We start from the raw sequence: 21,188 nt of genomic DNA on the forward strand, positions 1-21,188 counted from the left end.
ACACCTTATCTGATTTTTCTGTATATTCATATAAGTATTCGCATTGACTCAATCGTATTGTGAGCGAATGGGTCTTTTGAAATATGAGCTAATAATCTATTGGTGCTATACTAAAGGGAAATTTAGCATAATCTAGCGTTTATCGTGAATTTAGAAAAAACAAGGAGAAACCAAAGGATGTCACACAGGGTATATGTATACAATGTCAGCACCCCTTCCGAAGCGCAGGACACCGACAGGATGATGCTGGAATGGGGCTATGAAATGCCTCTTTTATTGCAGCCGCTCCTGGTCGACGGCGGATTTGTTGCCGGCAACAATTACAACAATCACACAGAGCCCGATAATGCCGGCCTGTATTATGCTGCCCAACCGGGTATCGAAAACTTGAAGCGCTTTTACGATTTTCTCGAAAAACAGGAAATGCTGATCACAAACAAAGAAGCCTTTGTTGAAGCCAAAAACAATCTCTTCACTTACCTCGACAAACTGAAACTCCCGTATTTCCACCTGGATGCCTGGGACGTATTCAATATGGACGACACCCCGCATGCCGAACAGGCCGAAGTCTGGCTGGCCAATATTGCCCATAACAATGAGATCATCAAAAAGGCAATGGAAAACGACGACATCTCGCTGCTGAACGATTCCGACTTGATGGACGTGAGCCCCGGCTTTGCGTCGTTTGCCGAGCTGCTCAACTATGAAAATTACCAATACGGCTGGGGACACATCTGGCAGCCCTATGAAGAAGAGCCGGAAGTAGAGATTTATGAGGAAAATGGCTTATGGGGCCTGAAAGACAAGGATGGAAAGGTATTGCTTCATCCGCAATTTGACGAGTTTTACGGTTTTGGTCCCGAGGATCTTGCCGTGGTCTCGCAGGGCGGCAAATTCGGCTACGTGCATAAATCAGGCAGGATCGCCATCCCCTTGGTCTGGGAGGACGCATACGATTTTGAATACGGCACCACATCGGCTATTGTCAAACGAAATGGTCAATTCGGCCTGATCGACCCCAACGGCAACACAGTCGTCCCCGCACAATATGAAGCATTGGAATCCCTGGACTACAGCGGACTTTTCACGGCAAAGAAAGACGGGAAATGGGGAGTCGTGGACCAGAGCGGCTCCACCGTCATCGATTTTGAATGTGACGAAGCTTTCGAGAACGGGCACGGATTTTACCATACAGCAGTAAAAGGCCGTAAAAACAAGAAAATATTCAATGATCATTTTGTCTATATCGGTGAATTTCCGTTGTCAGCAGTGGAATCCATCGGCGAGGGGCTTCTCCTCGTAAAACCGCACAAGAATGCCAACCACAGCACCTTATACAAAAAGGACGGCACCATTTGCGCATCCGGCTTCGAGAAGATAAACAGGCAAGCCAGCTTTCCCAATATGCTTGTACTGCGAAAAGGGAAAAAGTATGGCGCTCTCGGTTTGCGGCAGGAAAGCCTGTTGCTCCCCTATGAATTTGATGCGCTGATTGATATGAACGCCTATATCGATTCTCGGCCGAGCAATTTGGTACTGGCCCAAAAGGACGGGCAAAAAGGCGTGTTTGACGGTGATCCCGATCGCCCGACATGGTTATTTCCATTGGAAGATTACCAAAGCATTCTTTGGCTGTACGAAAACGCTTTTGCCCTGAAGCGAAACGGGTTGTGGTGCATCGCCTATTCGCCTGAAAACCGGCTCGGCGGATTCGAATTCGATCTTGTGGTACGAAAAGCGCCTGTTAGCGGTTTCGCTTATGCTTTTAAAGGACCTGACGTGTTTGTGGCAGACGAGTCCGGGGTGTCGATGGCTGATAAAACTCTGGTTCTGCAGGATGCCGAGGATATCGATTACAACTATTATTTTGATGCCAACGTGCGCAATCGCCTGCTAACCTATGCAGAAGCGGCCATCGCCGATGATGGCGAAGCAGATGAACACACATCGGCGGAGGATTTGTATGATCTTGCCCTGGCTGCCTGTGACGCGGGCGATTATGAGAAAGCCATCCAGTACGATACCATAGCCGCTGAAAAGGGCTATGCCCCCTCCATGAACAATCTTGCTCACATGTATTACAGCGTAGAGGGCTATCTCGATGACGACAAGGCCTTTTTCTGGTACGAAAAGGGCGCTGAGGCAGGCAATGCGTATGCCATGAACGGTCTGGGCATTTGCTATCAAAACGGAGTAGGGACAGCACCCGATATGGAAAAAGCGTTGTATTGGCTCGGCAAAGCTGCGGACAACGGCCTTGCGCTTGCCCACACCAACATGGGCTCCTTGTATTATGAAGGACATCTGGTGCCGCAAGATATCGACAAGGCGCTCTGGCATTACCAGCAGGCGGAGCAATTGGGCTCGCCGCAAAACGGCTGGCTTGGCTACTTGCACGACCTGAAAGGGGAGTATGAAAAGGCCTTCGGTTATTACCAGAAGGATTATGCAGAGGGCAGCGACGTGGGAGCCTATAACCTGGGGATTTGTTTCAGTCAGGGACTGGGCACAAGCAAGGATGTTGCTGCGGCCATCACCTATTTTCATGCCGCTCTGGATAGAGAATATCTACATGCCCATATTGAATTGGCTAGAATATACCGCAACGAAGATGACTTTACGGATGAATCGCTGGCAAGACACCATATCGCGGAGGCCGAAAAGGCCGGCCTGGAAATCCCTGACGATCTCCATTCTTAACCCGGCCAACATCCCATGCACGCGCCTCTTCCGGCTCTACGTTGCGGCGCTGCATGGCGGCGGTGTTTATTTTCTTAAAAACCGCCGACGAATCTGTCGCAGTGGCCGTTCTCGGAAAAAGTAAGGGAACTACCACATACAAATCCCATGTCTTTTCGTGTTCACTATATGAAGACATAAGGGATTTTTCATGCCATGCCGCAGCAGCCCCGGGAAAGAACAAAAAACGCTCGGAATTCCAAGCGCTTGAGATTATTTTGATGGAGTATTGGTTGAAGCCCGGATGTGTCCATGAACGTGATTACTTCCCGGCATCCATTTCTTTCGGAATGTCTTCGCGGACCAGGCTGGCAGCCGCCAATCCAATGCCGAGAACGAGTGCAAGCAGGATAAATGTCTCCGCGAAGCTGCCCGTTTTCATAAATGAAATGGATAAAATCGGCCCCAGGCTTGTTCCCGCAAACAGGACAAAGGTATAAACGGAGACCGCAATGCCGCGCGATTTGCCTGCCAGCAGACCAACGAGAGAAATCAGCGAAGGAACAGCCAACGAGATTCCGCTGACAAAAATAAGCGACATCCCGATCAATAGCGGCAAATTGTCTGTCATTCCCAAGGGAGCTATCCCCGCAACAGCCAGCAACAGAGCGAAGCGCAATACGGTGCGGACTCCGAATCTTTTCGCCAGTTTTCCAGCGAGCGGGGAAATCAGCATGCCGTAAACACCGATCGCCCGGACGTACAGGATTTCCTGACTGGCAAGCCCAAAATCAGGCCCGCTCAGGTAATTTCCCAGCACGGTATACATGCTCACAAAAGACATCAACAATACCAGAGCCACAAGGTAGCACAATACAAGATTTTTTTGCCTGAACAGTCTTCCGATATGCTGAAACGGCTCCAAAATATTGGCATGAGGATGCTGAATTTCTCCCTTCGGCAGAAGCCACTGAACGAGTATCGCGGTAGCGGCGTAAACTGCTGCCAGGGTATAAAATACGGCGTTCCACCCGTATGCCTGACTGATCAAACCGCTGGCCACCTGTCCGACGATTCCGGCAACCAGAAATCCTGTGCTGATAAACCCGATTGTCGTCACCCTTTTGTCTGCCGGAAACATCTCTACAGCGTAGGCCAAAGCAACCGGGGAAAATGTGGCCGCAGCGGCCCCTTGCAGCCCTCGAAGGACAAGCACCCATGAAAAACGATCCACTGTCCCGAGCAGCAAAGAAATCAGCGACAATACAACAAGCCCGACAAAGATGATTGGCTTTCGTCCGTATTTATCGGACAGCGCACCGTAAATCAGGCAGCCAATCGCAAAACCGATTGAAAAAACGCTTCCTGTTGCGGCGGCTTGTGTAAGGGTAGCGCCAAACTGTTCTGCAAATAGGGAAACAAGCGGAATCGTCACATAGAGACTTGACATAACAACCATCCCGGACCAGCATAATACGGCCGTCATCAAGGAATAATTGCGCATGGTGCACCTCTTTTTCGTTTTTTCGATTTTGAAACTGATGCATGAATATAGTTAGATAATCTAATCATTAGCAGAAAAAAATTTATCTTCCCACTCCCAGCCTTCTTTCTATAGCAGCATTCAACCTAAGCAGCAGCTTTTCCAATACTCTGCGCTCCTCCGGCTCCAGCTCGCTGACGAGCGAAGAGCATGCCGACCAAAAGGTGGGAAGAACACCTTCGACCAACTCCCGTCCCTCGGGTGTAATGCTGACATGAATCATACGCCGATCCAAAGAGCTTTGCTCCCGTGCTATCCAATTGCGCTTTTCCAGCCAATCCAATAAAGCTGTCACAGAGGCGCGACGGATTCCAAGCCGCTCCGCGATTGCGGAGGGAGTGATCAGTTCCCTTCCATCGTGAAGCGTCAGCAGCAACAGCAAATCGAATTTGCTCTCGGTAATGTTAAAGGGCGCCAATTCCAGGTCCATCACATCTAAAACGTTGTCCCCGAGCCACATCAACAGCAGCCCCAGATGTGCCGAATGCCGGTCCGTGTTGCTGGAAGCAGTTTTGTCCATCAGCTCCAAATATGGCGTAACGCCTAACTTGGGCAAGGACTGATCCGCTAAATGGTCATGACTGTTTTTCCTGACCATGACTCCACCTCTATAATTAGATTATCTAACTATATGGTAATATAACTTGTTGTACACAGATTTGCAAGCCTTTGTTTTATCTTTTCTAGTCTTCCAAAGCCACCTTTGCCCATGGGAAGAACCCCCGCTTTTCTTTAGCTCCAAAAAGATTGATAAATAAATAAACGCAGCATACATCCGGCTGCGTTTAAGATAGAAATGGCAGGATATAGCGGGATCGATACACCGCTCTCTACCAGGTCAGTGCAGAGCCTTCCCTTAACGGTTCGTTCTACCTGATCATTAGTGATTAATCAATAACTATTGCAGAGACCCATTTCTTCCCTGCAGCAAACGAACCGTTCTCCCGATACCCTCTTCAAAAGCTGTCGCCCGAATCGGACCGATCAAGCTCTCGTATTTTTCTCCACTCAAGACTAGCGGCTCTTCTGTTAAATAGAGCATCTCGATTACCTCCTTCATCACCGGTACGAACATCCCAAGCAATGCCAGCCCTCCTCTGCCGAGAGGTATAACCGGTTTGGAGCTTCCGCTTGCCTGCCTGGCGATTCGCACGATCTCCTTTCCCGAAATCAGGCCTGCCCCCGGTATATTCCAATTCTCCCCATAGGCTTCTTCCTTGGCGGCCAGCTCCGCGATCATGAATGCCGCGTCCGGCAAGTAAACGTACTCCCGGGGAACACGCATGTTTCCGATGAAAAAAGCCATCCTGCCAGCCGCAATTGCTTCGAGCGTAGAGCCCAGATAGGAAGCCTCGTTCGCGGTGGGACCATAATAATCCGGCAAACGGACGATCATTACCCTGGCCCGCTTCCACCGGCTGTCGAACAGCATTTGCTCATACGCAAGCCTTGTCTTCCCTTTTCTCGTATGAGGCTGCTTCGGATGATCCTCGGTCACCCGCTCCATCTGTCTTCTGCCATAGGGATAAATGCCATCGATGGCGACTACCTTCAAGCTTAGCTGGCCCGCTGCCTCCATCACCGATTCGCCGAGAGGAAGCAGCTTGCTCTCCATCTCGTGATACGGCACATTCGCACAATGAAACAGGACATCCGCACCTTCCGCAGCCCTGACGATGTCATACGGACGAAAAGCATCCCCTGCCGCAAGCGTGAGATTCTCCGGATTGCCGAGTCTGTCCCTCAGCCGCTCCAGCTTCTGCAAAGATCTTCCGAAAGCCACCGTACGAATGCCCCGTTTCACTAGCTCTTCCGTTATCGCAGCGCCTGTACCGCCAGTTGCTCCTACAACAATCGCTTTTTCCAATGGGATCACCTCATTTGCTTTTGTTATCGATTAATCACTAACTATCGGACTAGCTAAATTGATCATCAGCAAGCTATTCGATTTCGTTATTTGTAATTGATCAATCACTAACTTAAAGACAATGTATCACGTTGTAATTGATCAGTCAATCACGACTTTCGCAAAATCTTTCCCCCCCTTCAAAATTCCTTCAATTCGGGCATGTTCAGCGCTGTCGAGATGTTGCACAGCATCCCTCGTGCCAGGAACAGCATTGTTCGTTCTTCCGGATTTGGAATGCCGGCAGCACGGAAGGCTTCCAATACGATGCGGCGAACCTCCCCGAATCCATTTCGCATCGCTTCGCGGATCGAGTCTTCTTGAATCGTCTGCGCCTGCATCTGAAGCAGTATTTCATTCCGGTACGCATTCAAAATTTCATCATAAGCCTGGATCAGGTCTGTCTCCAGATGCTCCGGCGACGCAGACCCCACGACCTTGCGGAAGGAATCGATCACCCGCATCCAGGATACCTCCAATGCTGCAAGCAGCAACGCTTCTTTGGTCGAGAAAAAGCGAAAAATGTACGGCTGCGATATTTCGGCTCGTTTCGCGACTTGTGCTGTCGTTGCCCTGTAGTATCCAATCTCTGCAAATACCTCGATGGCTGCAGATATGATCTCCGTCCTGCGATTCACTGAAGTCGTCTCTGATTTCGACATCGGATTTCTCCTCACTTTTTACTGGTTAGTGATTCATCAATTAGTTCCCTATTATATACCAGGATTCGCTATGAAACAATTCAGCAATGACCGATTCTTCATCAATTTGCGCCTATAGTAGCGCTGCTGGCGCTGGTTGTTGCCACGGTCACAGCGGTTTAATCAAATGGAATGACCGTCCTTGCAAAGGGTTACGGTCTGTTTTTCACCGTATTCCAAAGCAGACCGCCTTCAAAGGGGGTCTACTGAGCAAGGATTCGTGTCATCGCACGCCTCCTTCCCTGCGCCAATGACGAACTCGCGGTCTTTGGCCAGTTCATGAGTATTCAGAACCTCTCCATTTAATCGTGAGTTGTTACAAGCCGACGTTTTTTGTCGACAACAAAAACTGTAAATCAAGCAATATGCGTTGTACGATTAAATTGCCCGTTGTAAAGTATCTGTCTTATCCGTTGATGGAACGCCGTGTGCGATGAAAGTCGCCCGCACGGTGTATGCTCGAACGAAACCCTCACAAAGAGAAGGGGATAAGTCGAGAATAGCAATCGACCTCCTGTCGTTCAAGATCATAATGGAGTCCTGGAAGTAACTTATATAAATCAATACGCCGAGGGGACTTTAGGTCCAACTTACTCTGCTTTTTTGGACCCCGACGGAGATGAACTTACATTTACAGCCGAATCGGATGATCCATCAGTCTCTGTTACTGCTTATCCAACCAATTTATCTGCGAGATTTCCAAAACAAACAGTAGGAAGCACGATAACGATTACCGTTACAGCTCACGACGGTAAAGGCGGCACAGTATCCAGCAAGTGGCTTATCATTTGTAGATAACTTCCCTCCATCAACGGCCCTCGGGTTATTCCGAGGGTTTTTTATCGCTTTTTCGGGAAGCTCCCATCGTACTTTCTATAATTACCGTTTGTTACATGCTTGACCAATAACCAAACCCATTATGTAGGTCCTTTTATTCACCCTGTCATGAGTCTATTTTTCATTCCCGGAATATACTGCTGCTGAGAACTGGGAAGGAGTGTAAGAAAAATGGCTTATCCAGTCCAAGGACCTTCTTCACCGCCGCCTGGAACGATCCCTCCAAAACCTGCTGTTTCCTATATTGTTGATTGTTTATATGCGTTCACTTTTGTGTGGCTTATCAATGGGATAGGTTTTGGTTTTATCCAACGCGAGTAGAGTACGGCGAATTTTCCGGTTATAGATGGAATGGATTTGCTTGGGTGTTTTACGGAATCGATCCCAGATTTATTGATGCAGCTTCATGCCCACCAACCCCTCCCCCTTAGTAAGAGGCAGGGGTTACTTCATTTGCCGCCTCACACGGACCTGGCAAGACGAAAACCGAGGTCATCAATGCGAAACGTAGGGTGACTGCGGCGTCGGCATGTCGCTCCGCAGCCTCTAGCCTCTTCTGCCCAACTGCCACCGCGGAAAATTCTGTAGGAACCGTATACATTCTCATCATAGAGATCCCAGCACCATTCCCACACGTTTCCGATCATATCATAGAGCCCCCACGCATTTGGCGCCTTACTTCCTACCTCGCGAGCCATGCCGCCAGAATTTCCACGATACCATGCGATCTTATCAAGCTCTCCATACCGATACCCGGCAGCTCCTGCCTTGCATGCGTACTGCCATTCCGCTTCTGTGGGAAGACGATAACCATCCGCCTCCCAGTTGCAGACGACACTCCCACCATCATCACTTATCGAGTAACATTCCTGCAGGCCCGATAGCTGAGAAAGCAAATTGCAAAATAATACCGCATCATTCCAGGAGACCTCTACAACGGGAGTCTGAGGCGAGTCATTAGCTCCGGCTGTCTCTTGCATAATCGAGAAATATAGCTCATGCGTCACGGGAACCGCTGCGAGCAAAAACGAATTCACTTTTACCGTCCATGTCGTTTTCTTGCGATCATCTCTTAATTGAATATGACCCCGAGGAATTTTCACCATCGGATACTCAGCATGACTATGTCGCATGATTGACTGACACCCCCCTTCCGCCCGCTCTGTCTTCTACTTCAGCCTGCTTAACTTCTCAATCGCTTGTTCTTCTGTCGGCAGGAAAAAGATATCCTTTCCGTTGTTGGATTCATAGATGAAATCCTTTAAGCTCTTGCTTGAATACACAGAGAAATCTCCGACGATGGCAAGCTTCACGCGGTAATTGATGAACTTCTGCAGGATTTCGCCCGCCAGGCGTGTTTTCAAATCGAAAAAGCTTTCGCTTACCAGAGACTTGTTTAGAATGATGCGATCGCAGCCTGTCTCGTAATGAACAGTTGCAATAAGATCCAATGCCGACTGCACATCCTCTATAACGATCTCGCTGCTGCTCACAATGGCAACATCCGCCCCGCCTGCTTCGATTTTCGCTATTTTCATATATCTCCTCCTCGTTTTGCTTTGACTGCTTATTCCTTGGCAAGCCTTCTCACGTATTCCTCACAAATGTATCGGTTGTCTTCGCCATTTACGGTCGGAATGCCCGCCACTCGAAAGAAGCTGAGACCTACTACCATCGCCAGCAGTCCATACGCTGCGCTTTTGGGATCTTCTACAGACATATGTCCCGTTCTGTTGCCGTAATCAAAAATCTTGGCAATGCCATGAAGATCATTTGAATAGCTCTCGGATACGACTTCCTGCAAATTGCGATCCAGCGCGGCTTTTGAAAAAAACTGCAAAAAAAGCTTGGCTTTGTCTTCATATGGGATATACATTTTTTCAATGCCATCCAACTGAGAAACATTCATGCTTTTCCCTTCGTCATCACGGTAAGTCGGGAGGATATGCTTCAGAGTAACGTCAATCATTTCCTTGGCTGTCATCGTGCTTTCCATTTCTGCTTCAATTTTCAGACCAAAATACGCCAGAAATGCTTTAAAGGCTTCAATCGTCAGCGTATCCTTGTTCTTGAAATAATAGGTGACCACCCCTTTTGAGCAGCCGGCATACTCCGCGACCTTTTCAAAAGTCATGCCATCAATCCCGTGCTTGCTAATGCAGGTGAGCGTGGCGTTGATGACCTCTGCTCGACGCTTTGGTTCCATTCCTACTTTGGGCATTGTTTCACTTCACCTTACTCTTTTTTATACCGAACAGTCAGAATAAAAAGAGTGTACTCGATGATGGGGATTATTGTCAAATGGGGACGTTCATATGATGAGAAGATATGCATGGGACGTACTCTGCCTTGCCTGCTTGAGCGCGTTGTAGAGTAGAGAACTGAAACTTTCGGGCGACCGTATGGTCGCCTTGCTCATTTCAGCTCCCCCTCATCAAACCGTACGTGAGGTTTTCCCTCATACGGCTTTCCGATGTTCTTCTTTCTTTGGCATTCGGCTTACTTTATCCGGCTAATTTCAATAAACTACCCTGCGTGTTTTGTATGACCTTCAGCTTTCCGGCATGTTTATTCCGCTTGCTTCTTTTCTTGTTGCAGAAGATTGTAAGGCGTTCAATCACATACCAGTCTATCCGTCTTGCCCATCGTTTGGCGATGGGCGAGATGAAGTAGTAGTTCTTGAACCCCCTTAGCTTGCGATTTAGCCCTTTCACTAGCTCTTCTAGAGACAGAAACAGTTTGTTCCTTGGTGCAGTGTATTCCTTAATTTTACGTCTCATTTCCTTCATTGCTTTCTTAGCTGGTACATGAGACATAGCAAATACCTTGCTCCCCCCTTTGTTGAACACGGGGAATTTGCGATGGTGCAGCCCAAGAAAGTCAAACCCAGTGGAATTGTCCCAAATATTAACGAGTCTAGATTTCTCTTTACTGAGACTAAGCTCCAGCTTGTTTAGAATAGCCATCAGCACTTGAATGCTTTCCAATGCTTCTTGTTTGGTTCTGCACATGATAACGAAGTCATCCGCATAGCGGATAAGTGTGCCAAGATGGGAGAATTGATTTTCCCAAATGGTGTCCATGTAGTTTAGATAGATGTTTGAAAGAAGAGGCGAGATTACCCCTCCTTGCGGAGTTCCCAGTTCTGTTTCATGGAATTGATCATTTTCCATGACCCCAGCCTGCAGCCATTGTCGGATAAGTTTCAGAACACGTCTGTCGCTGATTCTCATTTCGACCAGTTTCATCAACTTCTCATGGTTGATGTTGTCGAAATACCCTTTAATGTCAACATCTACGACCCAATAACACCTCTTGCTTGCTTTGCGTATCTGTGCAATTGCCTGGTGAGCATTTCTTCCTGGCCGAAAGCCATAAGAACAGTCCCGAAAATCAGCTTCAAAGATCGGTTCAATGACTAGCTTAGTAGCCATTTGGACCACCCGATCCTTGATCGTCGGGATGCCGAGTGGACGTTTCTTGCCATCCGGTTTAGGGATGTAAGTTCGACGAACCGGATGTGGACGATACCGCTTTTCTTTTAAATCTAGATAGATCTCGTTAAGAAAACGGCTCTCCCCATACTCCTCCACAATCTGTGCGATGGATTGTCCGTCGATTCCTCCGCTCCCTTTATTTGCTTTTACTCTCCTCCAAGCTGTCGCTAGAATATCCGGGCGGTAGATTTTGTCATACAAGGCATGAAATCGCCGTTTTGAGTTTGCCTTGGCACAAAGATATAGGGTTGTCCAAAGTTGTCGAGCTTTTACATCGGTGTAGTTAGCAAGTTTACTTGCATTCACTCACTCTTACCTCCTTCGACCCGTGAACAAAGCAGGGCTCCTTCCCTCCATAAGGTTGTGTTGTCCTTATGTTCATCGGTACTATGAACCCCTCCGACTCCCTCTCTGCCATCCACCACTTCCCTTACGGTTATAGGTTTCCGTTTTACGCTCCTGACGGGGCGTGCAGAGTAGGGTCTCCCCAGTTCCGTTAACTACTTTCTCAACATACCGCTCCCCATACCCCGAGGGATTCATAGGTGCTGTATTCCAAGTTCTCCACACCGTCCTTGGCCTTCGCCCATATGAAACAAGCTCGGCTTCCCTTTGTCCACCTCTCGGTGGTCTTTCTTAACGAGGCTGCAGGATTCACTTTATGTTACGGCCTGCTGATTTGCTCGCACTCTTTCGAGTTACTTTGTCACAGGGCTTCAACCTTAGGATTTCTCCACCAGTTGCCTGTCAGCTACGAGGTGACTTGGCTCCTGCCTCGGTTGGACTTTCACCAACTAGCAATTAACGGCTTGCTGGGCACGCTTCACACAAAAAACCACGCTCATCTGGGCGTGGTTGCGTCTTAAAGCGGCTAGCTTCACCATTTCACCGTTCCATCGCTTACCTGCTTAACTTCTTCACCGCCTCACTGCACCAACTGCAATAAAAATGGCGAAGCCTCTCCTGAATAAGTAAGCGTAAGCATATGCATGGCTCTTGTGCAGGCGATATACAGCAAGCTTCGGTCCATGTCTGTCTTGTAGTTTTCCGCATCGACAAAGGGCACGAGCACTTGATCAAACTCAAGGCCTTTGGCCAAATGTGACGACGTGACAATGACCCCCTCACGGAATTGATCGCTGCCAAAATCCAGTAGATGGACGGCTTCGCCACTACTCGCGATCTCTTGATACAGCTTTTCCGCCTGGCTTTGCGACTTGCAGACGATGCCCAAAGTACGCTGCTCCGATTTCTGGAAGCTTGCGATGATTTTCTTGATCTGTGCAAGCTCGGCGCTGCTGTCACTCGCCTTTTTGATCTCAGGGGAAGGGCCATGGCGTTCGATCGGAATCATTCGGCTGTTCGGGTTGATTTGCTGGGCAAACCTGATAATTTCCACGGTCGAGCGGTAGCTCTTTAACAACTCAACGGTTTCCGCATTTGGAAACACCTTTTTGATCTCTGTTATCGAAGAGGAGGAGTAAGGATTCACGGATTGATTGCAGTCCCCCAGAATGGTCTTTTTGCATGTGAACAAACGGGACAAAACGGCGTATTGTACGGGTGTATAATCCTGCATTTCATCCACCAGCAAATGCTTCACTTCCTCAAAGCCCTTTGTTCCTTCCAGGTGGATTTTCATATAGACCAGAGGAAAAACATCGGAAAACTCCAGCATCTTTGGCTTTTTCAGCTTGAACAATTCCGGTCTTCCCATGTATTCATAGAAATCCTTGTAGATTACAAGCAAATTCAGAGATGCAAACATTTTCTTGATTGCCGTTTTGACTTTTTTTGCTGTGGCTGCCGTTGCCTTGTCGCCATTTTCATCCCTTGCGTTTGCCGCAATGATCGACGCTGTTTTCTCCAGTCTTTGCTTGATTGGCAGGTTTGCGGCACCGCGATAAGCGCGCATGATGTCTTCTTTTGCGATATGCACGTTGTCGAATGCTATATCATCTGGGACAAAGGAAGCCTCGCTCATATGGGCCAGAAACTGATCCAGACGTTCTACCATCTCTATGCCGGATTTATATTGGATGCGTTCAATGAGAGACTGGTCGTTCGAGGCTGCAAGCTCCGCCACCTGCTGGCTGAAGCTCTCGAATTTGCATACGCCGTCAAGCTCTTTCTCCGCAATCTCTTCGATCCCGATCTCCATAATCTTCTCCTCCCCCAGCTCAGGGAGGATGTTGGAAATATAGTCGGAAAACACTTTATTCGGGGAGATAATCCATATATTCTGCGAAGTGATCGTCCCTTTGCTTCTGTACAGCAAAAAGGCGACCCGGTGAAGGGCGACCGAGGTTTTGCCTGATCCGGCAACGCCTTGAATGATTAGTTCATGGGAATGCTCATTGCGAATGATGACGTTTTGTTCCTTTTGAATGGTAGCGACAATATTTTTCATCTTCTCGTTGGATGTCTGACTGAGCTCTCTTTGCAGGACTTCGTCGTTGATGTTCAGCGAGCTTTCAATCATGTATTGCATGACGCCATCTTTGATCTTATATTGTCTTTTCAAACAGACCTCCCCTTCAACCTGTCCTGCCGGAGAGGGGTAAGAGGCTCTGCCTACCTCAAAATCATAGAACATGCTCGCGACAGGGGAACGCCAATCATAGATGAGGTTCTTTTGGCTGTCCTCTTCGCTGAAAGCATGGACCCCGATGTAGTGGGAATCGCTTCTGCTCTGGCCGTCAAGGACGAAATCCACTCTTCCGAAATACGGGGACTCTATTAGTTTCCGAAGCCTTCTTTCTTTGTCGACAGCCTTCTCTCCCTGGTCAATCGTGAGCATGATGTCGATCTTGTTTGCTGCTGTTTCCGCCGGGTCAAGCTCGGACCTGTTCTCCCAAAGGTATTTTTTGGATTCCATAATCTCATGATGTGCCTTGCTGATCTTTTGCTCAATCGTTTGCAGCGCTTTTTGCAGCTTGGACACGATGTTGGCCAAATGTTCTCTTTCTTCCATTTCCGTCTGATTCTCGATCATAGACGCCGCCCTCTTTTCTTAATAAGAATGTACTCATAAGTGTAGAGAACTTCGCAAAAAAATATAGACTTATACTTTTCTTTGTAGTATTATATTTTAATCGTGGGTCCAAAAAACGGCATACAAAAATGCCATAAATTTTCATATTAAAGATGACAAAAACCAAGTTCCTGAGAGCAGGACTTGGTTTTTTTGGTGATTAACCATGACAGAAATCCTTGATAATCTGCTTCTTTACTTCCTCAACCGGATAGCCGGGGTACACAGTCATCAGCAGCATAACACCGTGAAGCGCGGAGGAGAAGTATAAGGAACGGAGTGCTGGATTCGCTACTTCCATTCGCTCGAATATTGCACACTGGGTTTCGAATTGCCTGGCCATTTCCTGGTTTAACATTTGGCTGTATTTGGATAACACAGCATCCTCTTCAGGCTGCGTCTGCAGATGAAGGAGAAACCGGTACGCCTTCGGATTTTGTACAATGTGGCTTAACGCGCCTTCAACAATATGTGCCAACTGATCTTTTGGTGAAGGGAGCGCGGACGCCGTTTCGATGACATTCGCTATCTCGTCTGTCCGAATTCGAACGATTTCTGCCAAAAGGCCTTCTTTGCCCTGATAGTAGTTGTAAAGCAGCCCCTTTGAGATGCCTGCTCTTTTGGCAATATCCTCGACAGATGAAGCATGGTACCCCCGTTCAAGGAAGACCTCCATGGCTGCGGTACTTATACTGTTCTTGGTCTGTTGGCGAATTCGTTCGTTTTCTTCCCTGCTGCGTGGCATGGATCATTCACTCCTTCGATTTTAGAAAAGAATGAATATGCGTGGCAAGGTCCTCAGCGTGCGTCAATGTCAACATATGATCCGCTCCCTCCACCTTGGCGAAAGCGATCGAAGACACTCGCTCAAACTCCTTGGCCACACCGAGCATGTCGCTCCACTCTTCCGTTCCGTGTATAAACAGAGTAGGCTGGGCAATCAGCTCCAAACGCTCTATGGCAAGCGGCTGTGGCCAAATCACTTCAAAGCTCCGCCACTCCGAAAAGACGCGGGTCATGTATTGGGTATGCATTTCAATAAGCAAGTCACGGTAGTCGCTTGCCATTACAATTCGATAATTGGGACCATCCAATGAACACTTCACCATTTTACCGATATCAGGAGCTAGCGAATTAATCTCGGCCATCCAATCCGTAAACACTTTGGAGTAAGGATATCCCGTCAAAGACGGCGCGATGACAATCAGATGTTCCACTCTTTCCGGATAAGAGAGCGTGAAATTGGTGGCCAATTCGCCTCCTATGGAATGGCCGACAAGCGTAACCCGATCCAGCTTCAAATGGTCGAGCAGTCCTAGCAAATCAGCAACGAGGTCCATCGGTTCTTCAGGAGCTGGCGAACGACCGGTGCCTCGACCATCAAAGGTGACGACCCGATGGAAGTTGGCAAGCAGCGGGATGAGCTCCAACCATTCTCTTGAGTCGACACCCCCACTGTGAATCATGACAATCGCCGGTCCATTTCCATACGAATTATGGTTCAGATTCATGAAATAGCCCCTTTCCTTTTTTGGATTGGAATTATCTCCATCTATAGTTTATTTTATGACTGAATGTCCAGTCAATAAAAACGCTAGCGATGCGACTGCCAGTTGCACACAAAAAACGCAACCCATATCAGGTCGCGTTGAGTTTCATGCTCCCACCGATTGACGCTATCATTGCTACGATTAACCAATAGAAATAGACCGCCCTCGCCAAGATAAACGGTCTATTTCTTCTATCGCAACTTCCGAAGCCGAGCGCTTTTGAAACGGTCTACTATGCCTGGAAGTCTTCTTACCGGACGGCTCCTTCCCTCGTTTTATTGTACATTTTCCCATTTATGCGTGACATGTTCGGGTCACAGTAATAAACGCTGGAGAAGGTAAAGCTCACTTCTTTCTTAGAAAATGGTTATCGCAGAATAGATGAGCAACAAGCACATGATCATATTTATGATCCTATCGTATTTTGCAAATACCTTTTTAAAAGCCGCACCACATAAGGCCCACAATAGCAATGCTGCGCAGCCAATCAGTATGGTGACGCACATAAAAAAGAGCTTGGCTTCATTTGAGTCGTGATAGGGAAGAATGAAAGTTGACATGGCAGTTAAGAAATACAAGATGCTTTTTACATTCAAAATCTGAAAAAGCAGGCCTGCAAAAAAAGAAGACCGGCTATTCGTGTCCGTACCCTCGGCTCCCTTGGAAAATGCCATTTGCCATGCCAGATACAACAGGTACGCCGCACCCGCTGCTTTCAAGTATGGTTCTGCCATGGGAATCCACTGATAAAGACTTGCCGTCAGCAGCGAGGTACCTATCCCAAGCATAATAAACCCTGAAACTATTCCCATGTTGAAGGGAGCAGATCCTTTGAAACCATATCTTCTTGCCGTGTTCATCACTAACAGGTTGCTTGGCCCCGGGGTAATGGATGTAATAATGATATAGAGAAGGAATGCGGTAAGATTCATTTCCTTGATCTCTCCTCTCGTTAATCAGTTGCAAAAGAATACGTGATTCATTGTAATACCTGCCTATTTATCGGTAAAATTGAAATCACGAATACCAAATATCATTTTTTTGAATACACAAGAGGAGGCCAACCCTTTTGGATATACGACATTTTCTTACGTTTCGAACCATTGTCGATGTCGGCAGCTACACGAATGCCGCCAAAAAATTGGGCTATACGCAATCAACCATTACTTCTCATATACAAGCGTTGGAAAGGGAGATCGGCGGCGAATTATTTACTTACATCAGAAGAGAGCTGCAGCTGACCTCCCTGGGAAAAGAACTGATTCCCATGGCCGATGAATTGCTCGATACGTATCATCGCATAACCCAGATGAAAAACCATGACAAAGTAAGCGGAGAGCTAAAAATTGCTGCCCCGGAGTCATTAACGATTTCGCGTTTGGGGCCCATTCTGAGGGAATATACAACGAAATATCCGGATGTTACGATCATCGTAAGCAATGGCACCTGCGGGCAAAACCAAAAAGATTTGATGAGCGGACTCGTCGATATTGCTTTTATGGTTTGGCCCAAATTGGAAATCGATCATTGCATCCACCATCAATTGCACAAGGAAGAGATCGTTTTGATCGCCAGTCCAAAAAAAAGCGGCACTTTGATGAATATAAAGGGACTGACGAATACTTTATTGCGAATGAAGATGGATGCAGTTATCGCACCATGTTTGAGACGTATCTCGTGCAGAATCAAATCCCGACATTTCAAACGATGGAACTGTGGAGCCTGGAGGCCATCAAGCAATGTGTGATGAGCGGTTTGGGCTTTTCAGTATTACCCTATGTCACCGTAAAAAATGAAGTTGAAAACGGATTATTGAATATTCTTGAACACAACGAACAATTTGAGCCCATTTACTCGCATCTGCTCGTCAAGTCAAAAAAGTCGCTTTCTCCTGCGGTGCAAAAGTTTATTGAGCTGACGTTGGAAGCTGTGTAGGTACGGAGAATGGAAATGCTGAAACGCAATGGGTCTCTGCTTTTATAGCATTTTTGAAGCTGGTGGATCGTAAAAGTTCAATAGCCGATATTCTACTTAAAGAACATCGGCTTTTATTTTTTTATATACCGTACAACTTTTCATGTTTTACACGGCCAGTGTAACGTTTCTACCGGCTAGGGTTAAAGACGCTTTGACACGGATGATCGGTTTTGGTCCGCTTCTTATTGCACTGCTCTCACTGATTGTCGCGATCATTGCTGCGATTAGCCAAAAGAAATAGACCGCCCTCGCCAAGGTAAGCGGTCTATTTCTTGGTCACAGATCCGAAGCCGACTGCCTTTGAAGCAGTCTGCTGTGCCAGGGAGTCGTGTTACAGCACGGCTCCTTCTTCTTCTTACTAAACGTTTTCCAGTTTTTACAGGCAAGATTCGCGTCATGAAAATATACAGACTTGCTTTACGGCAGTGGATTAGATGCCTTCATCAAGTATTTTCCCGTGATCGACTGTTCTGCATGGATGATCTGCGAAGGGGTGCCCTCGAACACCACCTGCCCGCCCTTGCTGCCGCCGTCCGGTCCCATATCGATGATCCAATCCGCTTGGCTGATCACATCGAGATTGTGCTCGATGACGATCACCGTATTGCCGGCATCCACGAGACGGTTCATGATCCCCAGAATGTGACCGATATCTGACATGTGTAGTCCGGTCGTCGGCTCATCCATCACATAAATGCTGCCTTTCTTATGCAGCTCGCTTGCCAGCTTGATACGCTGGCATTCCCCTCCCGAAAGCGTGCTGAGCGGCTGACCGAGCGTAATATAGTTCAGCCCCACATCACTCATCGCCTGGAGCTTGCGAACAACCTCTTTTAGCTCAAAAAAATCCAATGCCTGCTCCACAGTCATCTCCAGCACTTCTGCAATTGACTTGCCGTTCAGCTTGTACGCGAGCACTTCTTCCTTGAATCGTCTACCTCCGCATACTTCGCATGGCAGCTTCACGCTGTCGAGGAATGCGAGGTCTGTATACACAACACCCAGCCCTTGGCAGTTCTCGCAAGCCCCCTTGGAGTTGAAGCTGAACAATCCTTGGCTCACCTTGTTCGCGGAAGCAAACGCCTTGCGCACATCATCCATAATGCCCGTATAGGTCGCGGGATTCGAGCGTGTTGACACTCCTACCGCCGATTGGTCGATGACAATCGCATCCGGATGCTGGCTGAGGAATACTTCGTTAATCAGCGTGCTCTTGCCCGAGCCGGCGACACCCGTAACGACTGTGAGCACCCCCGTTGGAATATCTACACTTACATTTCGCAGGTTGTGCAGTGTGGCATTCTTTATGGACAGCTTGCCGGACGGCTGCCTGCAATCGTGCTTCAGGAGGAGCGGCCGCTTCATATGGGTGCCCGTCAGCGTATCTGCTTCGAGCAGCCCCTGGAAGCTTCCTTCATACACGATGGTACCGCCGCGGCTCCCGGCATATGGTCCAACATCGACGATATGATCCGCCACCTTGATCACATCGGGATCATGCTCGACGACGATCACGGTATTCCCCTTGTCGCGCAGCTTCTGAAGCAACCCATTTAACCGGTGTACATCACGGGGGTGCAAGCCAACGCTGGGCTCATCGAAGATGTAAGTGACATCCACAAGACTGCCGCTCAGGTGCTTCACCATCTTGACGCGCTGCGACTCGCCGCCGGACAATGTATCCGTCTCCCGGTCCAGCGTCAAGTAGTCAAGTCCGATATCCACCAAATGCTGCAACCGCTCTGTCAGCGATTTTACGATCGGAGCGGCGACCTCGTCGTCAATCTCCCGTATGACGCCGATGAGCTGTCCGACCTCCATGGAGGACAGCTCCGCAATGTTCCGTCCATTGATCCTGCAACTGAGCGCGGCCTGACTGAGTCTCGCGCCGTGGCAGCTGGAGCAGGTACCTTCGGTGATGTACGGTGCAACAGCTTTTTGTGTGCGCTCCGATTTCGTCTTTACATCCTGCTTGATGTACTTGTTGGTGAACTTCTCGATGACACCCTCCACTGTAATATTCATTGCCTTCCCGGCGAAATCCATCTCCACTTTCCTCGCCTTGGCGTACAGCAGCTGCTCCAGCTCCTCCTCCGAATAATCGCTCAGTTTCTTATCGAGATCGAAGGCCCCCGATTGCACGATCATATTCCACTCCCAGCCGTTCACCTTATAGTCAGGGAGCAGGATGGCCCCTTCATTCAACGACTTTGACATGTCCAGCGCCTTGCTCATGTCTACTCCCAGCCTGCGGCCGATTCCGTTGCACTCGGGACACATGCCCTGCGGATCGTTAAATGAAAACATGTGCGCTTGTCCAATATAGGGCTGACCCACTCGGGAGAAGAGAAGACGAAGAATGGGAGAAATGTCGGTAATCGTGCCCATTGTGGAATGGGAACCGCCGCCCAGCCGCTTCTGATCCACAATAACCGCCATGCTCAGGTTCTCGATCGCATCCGCATCTGGCTGCGGATAGCGCGGCAGGAAATTACGCACGAACATGCTGAAGTTCTCATTTAGCAAACGCGTGGATTCTGCGGCAATCGTATCGAAGACGATTGATGACTTGCCCGATCCGGATACCCCGGTGAAAATTGTGATCTTCCGCTTGGGAATGCGCAAGGATACGTTCTTGAGATTGTTTTCCCTTGCAGCCGAGATTACGATATATTCCTGATTGGATTCGCTCATGTTATCATCCTTCCGAAAGTGAATTTCTGCTTGCCTCCTCGCAGAACGGCCGCAAGCGCTTGAAGATCAGGGTTTGGCATTGGCGGTTGATACGCACTCGTTCCAGGTTGCCTGGTAGTTCCGAGAGCAATTCGCGGTAAAGCTATTGAGCCCTGTCATACGTTCTCCTTTCTTTTGTAGTCGTAGTCGAACATATTGTCTTCGAAATTGTCGAGTCGTTCTTCCCACAGGATGCTGAATGAATCGAACCATTCATCCAGCTCCTGAAACGGCCGGGCTTCAAGGCTATATATTCGCTGCTGGGCCTTGCTGCGGACGCGTACCAACCCAGCCTCGCTCAAAATACGCAAATGGCGAGACACTTGCGGTTGGCCGATGTTGAGAGCCTGAACGATTTCACTTACGGATCGCGGTCCTTGTTTTAAAAGTTCGACAATGTTAAAACGGTTCGGCTCGGCGATCGTAATTAATGTTAGTTGCATCGATGTCGTGTTCATGTTTTTAATATACACCATCGCGTATATACACACAAACGCATATAACGACTTTTTTAACCACCTCACTATCAGGGAACCAGCATTTCTTTCCAGCTTCAAAACTCCGAAGCTGTGAGTGCGATTTTTTACGTTCGATGTCGGAAACCGCCAGTGAACGTCTTCGACGGAACTCCGTCATTTAAAGATAAACAAAAAAACGGCATCTCTGCCGTGTAGAAGGAAAACGGCGGCTACATACCTGTTGTCAAAACCGCCGTTGACTTTCAGTTCTCA

Annotated in this window: 17 protein-coding genes and 1 pseudogene; 4 read left to right on the forward strand and 14 right to left on the reverse strand. The window is 48.3% G+C overall.

The genetic code is table 11. The features are described 5' to 3' along the window. The first annotated feature begins 177 nt into the window (after window positions 1-177). Window positions 178-2,700 (forward strand): SEL1-like repeat protein, encoded by a 2,523-nt coding sequence (locus tag V5G20_RS20600; RefSeq protein ID WP_024984451.1) that lies wholly within the window; start codon window positions 178-180, stop codon window positions 2,698-2,700. A gap of 301 nt (window positions 2,701-3,001) precedes the next feature. On the opposite strand, the gene V5G20_RS20605 is transcribed toward V5G20_RS20600, so the two are convergent. The 4 genes from V5G20_RS20605 to V5G20_RS20620 all read right to left on the reverse strand — a co-directional run bounded on the left by V5G20_RS20605 (window position 3,002) and on the right by V5G20_RS20620 (window position 6,790). Then, window positions 3,002-4,183, reverse strand: coding sequence for an MFS transporter (locus V5G20_RS20605; RefSeq protein WP_031932261.1), 1,182 nt, complete (start codon window positions 4,181-4,183; stop codon window positions 3,002-3,004). Window positions 4,184-4,265: 82 nt separating this feature from the next. Then, window positions 4,266-4,820 carry a MarR family transcriptional regulator gene (locus V5G20_RS20610; protein WP_338462012.1) on the reverse strand — a complete coding sequence of 185 codons (555 nt, stop codon included), beginning with the start codon at window positions 4,818-4,820 and terminating at the stop codon, window positions 4,266-4,268. 300 nt (window positions 4,821-5,120) lie between these two features. Further along, entirely contained in the window at window positions 5,121-6,089 is a 969-nt protein-coding gene (locus V5G20_RS20615) for an NAD-dependent epimerase/dehydratase family protein (protein WP_003387920.1), read from the reverse strand. Window positions 6,090-6,268: 179 nt separating this feature from the next. Next, window positions 6,269-6,790, reverse strand: coding sequence for a TetR/AcrR family transcriptional regulator (locus V5G20_RS20620; protein WP_003387921.1), 522 nt, complete (start codon window positions 6,788-6,790; stop codon window positions 6,269-6,271). A 594-nt stretch (window positions 6,791-7,384) separates the two neighbouring features. Here V5G20_RS20620 and V5G20_RS27170 point away from each other — a divergent pair. Continuing rightward, window positions 7,385-7,627, forward strand: a complete 243-nt coding sequence (locus V5G20_RS27170; protein WP_375338706.1) for an Ig-like domain-containing protein — start codon at window positions 7,385-7,387, stop codon at window positions 7,625-7,627. Window positions 7,628-8,127: 500 nt separating this feature from the next. Here the strand turns inward: V5G20_RS27170 and V5G20_RS20625 are convergent, their stop codons facing one another. The 8 genes from V5G20_RS20625 to V5G20_RS20660 form a co-directional block, all read right to left on the reverse strand. Further along, window positions 8,128-8,799, reverse strand: coding sequence for a formylglycine-generating enzyme family protein (locus V5G20_RS20625; protein WP_024984454.1), 672 nt, complete (start codon window positions 8,797-8,799; stop codon window positions 8,128-8,130). A 36-nt stretch (window positions 8,800-8,835) separates the two neighbouring features. Beyond that, a complete protein-coding gene (locus V5G20_RS20630; RefSeq protein ID WP_003387923.1) occupies window positions 8,836-9,204 on the reverse strand; it encodes a DUF4180 domain-containing protein in 369 nt (122 codons plus the stop codon). A gap of 29 nt (window positions 9,205-9,233) precedes the next feature. Beyond that, window positions 9,234-9,887 (reverse strand): TetR/AcrR family transcriptional regulator, encoded by a 654-nt coding sequence (locus V5G20_RS20635; RefSeq protein ID WP_338462017.1) that lies wholly within the window; start codon window positions 9,885-9,887, stop codon window positions 9,234-9,236. Between the two features lie 283 nt (window positions 9,888-10,170). Beyond that, on the reverse strand, window positions 10,171-11,469 hold the full coding sequence (gene ltrA, locus V5G20_RS20640; RefSeq protein ID WP_024985477.1) for a group II intron reverse transcriptase/maturase: 1,299 nt from the start codon (window positions 11,467-11,469) through the stop codon (window positions 10,171-10,173). 619 nt (window positions 11,470-12,088) lie between these two features. Then, on the reverse strand, window positions 12,089-14,158 hold the full coding sequence (locus V5G20_RS20645) for a HelD family protein (protein WP_243013933.1): 2,070 nt from the start codon (window positions 14,156-14,158) through the stop codon (window positions 12,089-12,091). 199 nt (window positions 14,159-14,357) lie between these two features. Beyond that, a complete protein-coding gene (locus V5G20_RS20650; protein ID WP_003387927.1) occupies window positions 14,358-14,942 on the reverse strand; it encodes a TetR/AcrR family transcriptional regulator in 585 nt (194 codons plus the stop codon). Window positions 14,943-14,949: 7 nt separating this feature from the next. After that, on the reverse strand, window positions 14,950-15,708 hold the full coding sequence (locus tag V5G20_RS20655; protein ID WP_003387929.1) for an alpha/beta fold hydrolase: 759 nt from the start codon (window positions 15,706-15,708) through the stop codon (window positions 14,950-14,952). Window positions 15,709-16,103: 395 nt separating this feature from the next. Continuing rightward, on the reverse strand, window positions 16,104-16,679 hold the full coding sequence (locus tag V5G20_RS20660; RefSeq protein WP_039071098.1) for a LysE family transporter: 576 nt from the start codon (window positions 16,677-16,679) through the stop codon (window positions 16,104-16,106). 137 nt (window positions 16,680-16,816) lie between these two features. Between V5G20_RS20660 and V5G20_RS20665 the strand changes: the two are divergent. Further along, window positions 16,817-17,682: pseudogene (locus V5G20_RS20665) on the forward strand (LysR family transcriptional regulator). A 202-nt stretch (window positions 17,683-17,884) separates the two neighbouring features. Beyond that, complete coding sequence (locus V5G20_RS20670; RefSeq protein WP_232425931.1) at window positions 17,885-17,965, forward strand: putative holin-like toxin; 81 nt, start codon at window positions 17,885-17,887, stop codon at window positions 17,963-17,965. A gap of 176 nt (window positions 17,966-18,141) precedes the next feature. Here the strand turns inward: V5G20_RS20670 and V5G20_RS20675 are convergent, their stop codons facing one another. Both V5G20_RS20675 and V5G20_RS20680 read right to left on the reverse strand, forming a co-directional pair. Continuing rightward, the gene (locus V5G20_RS20675) at window positions 18,142-20,418 is read right to left on the reverse strand and encodes an ATP-binding cassette domain-containing protein (RefSeq protein ID WP_003387932.1); all 2,277 of its coding nucleotides are present in this window, start codon (window positions 20,416-20,418) and stop codon (window positions 18,142-18,144) included. A gap of 155 nt (window positions 20,419-20,573) precedes the next feature. Further along, window positions 20,574-20,915 (reverse strand): ArsR/SmtB family transcription factor, encoded by a 342-nt coding sequence (locus tag V5G20_RS20680; protein ID WP_122958667.1) that lies wholly within the window; start codon window positions 20,913-20,915, stop codon window positions 20,574-20,576. Window positions 20,916-21,188 lie beyond the last annotated feature (273 nt).

It is taken from the genome of Brevibacillus borstelensis (genome assembly GCF_036700025.1).
Taxonomy (GTDB): domain Bacteria; phylum Bacillota; class Bacilli; order Brevibacillales; family Brevibacillaceae; genus Brevibacillus; species Brevibacillus borstelensis.